1 protein-coding gene is annotated in these 1398 nt (G+C 60.7%); it reads left to right on the forward strand.

Going from position 1 to position 1398, the window contains the following annotated elements:
* Positions 1-111 precede the first annotated feature (111 nt).
* A complete protein-coding gene (locus tag MPN20_RS17070; protein WP_023164787.1) occupies positions 112-1392 on the forward strand; it encodes an ISL3 family transposase in 1281 nt (426 codons plus the stop codon).
* The last annotated feature ends 6 nt before the right edge of the window (positions 1393-1398 follow it).

The following is a 1398-nucleotide window of genomic DNA, read 5'->3' on the forward strand; positions in this document are numbered from 1 at the left end:
GGCTCTTCATAAATAGGGCGGTGCGATAGCCACCCTCAAGCAGCGCAAGAAACGGGACCCTGGGTGCAATGATGTAGGTGTTCAAGACTCCATCACGACCCAAGGTCCCTGATGCACAACTTTACCCCGCCATGCCTCGACACCACACTCAGCCTGACCGAACTCGGCCTCACCGCCATCGGCCAACACCACTCGAAACGACACTTGACTGTGTTGTGCCTGCTCGCTGACGAGCACGCCGAATGTCCCGGCTGTGCCCAGCGCGGTCGAGTCCGATCGACGAGGATCCGCCGGCTCGTCCATCCCCCAGTCGGGCTGACTGCAGTGACTCTGGCCATCCGCATCCGCACATTCCAGTGTCCGAACTGCCGCCAGCGCTGGTCGCAGTCGCCAGCGAAGGCCTGCGTCGGGCGGTCGAAGCTCTCCCGCACCGCACGTCTATGGGCGTTGAAGTCCGTTGTCATCGACAAAATGAGTATCCATGTGATCGCGCAGAACCTCGCCACCTCGTGGAACACCGTGTGCACGGCGGTCCTGGACCTCGGCACCACGTTGTTGCTCGCCGATGCCACCCGGTTCGATGGCGTATCCACGATCGGTGTCGATGAACACTGTTGGTCCCACCGCGGCATCGACCGGTGGGTCACTGTCATCGTCGATCTCACCAACCGGCCAGCACGCCTGATCGACATCGTTCCCGGCCGCTCGGCCGAAGTCTTTCGCGACTGGCTTCAACGTCAGCCTGATGAGTTCCAGGCCGGCATTGAACACGTCGCTATGGACGCTTTCGCCGGGTACAAGAAGGCCGCGACCCAAGCGGTCCCGGACGCGGTCACGGTCATGGACCCCTTCCATGTCGTCGCTCTTGTCGGGACCAAGCTCGATGAGACGAGGAGGAGACTCCAAACCGAGATCCACGGGCGCAGAGGCCGATCTGGTGACGACCTGTACGGGATCAGGAAAACCATCCGCACCCGCGTCAGTCTCCTTTCAGACAAGCAGAAACACCGACTCAACACGGTCTTCGCCGCCGACGATCATGCTGCCTTGGTGGTGTGTTGGCAGTTCTACCAAGACACGATTGCCGCCTATGCTGCGGCCCCGGCGAAGGGCAAGACCATCATGGCCGGGCTGATCCACAAGCTGGCCGACACGATCCCGGATGAGTTGAAAGAGCTACGGAGTCTACGGACAACATTCCAACGTAGGCGTGCCGATATTCTTGCCTACTTCGATCACCCAGGAACCTCGAACGGGCCCACGGAAGCGATCAACGGCAGGCTGGAACATCTGCGTGGGATCGCGTTGGGATTCCGTAACCGGAGCAACTACCTCATCCGATCACTGCTCCACGCTGGCGGAATGAGTAGGCTCCTACAGCCCTATTTATGAAGAGCC

It is taken from the genome of Brevibacterium sp. ZH18 (assembly GCF_022748595.1).
GTDB lineage: Bacteria > Actinomycetota > Actinomycetes > Actinomycetales > Brevibacteriaceae > Brevibacterium.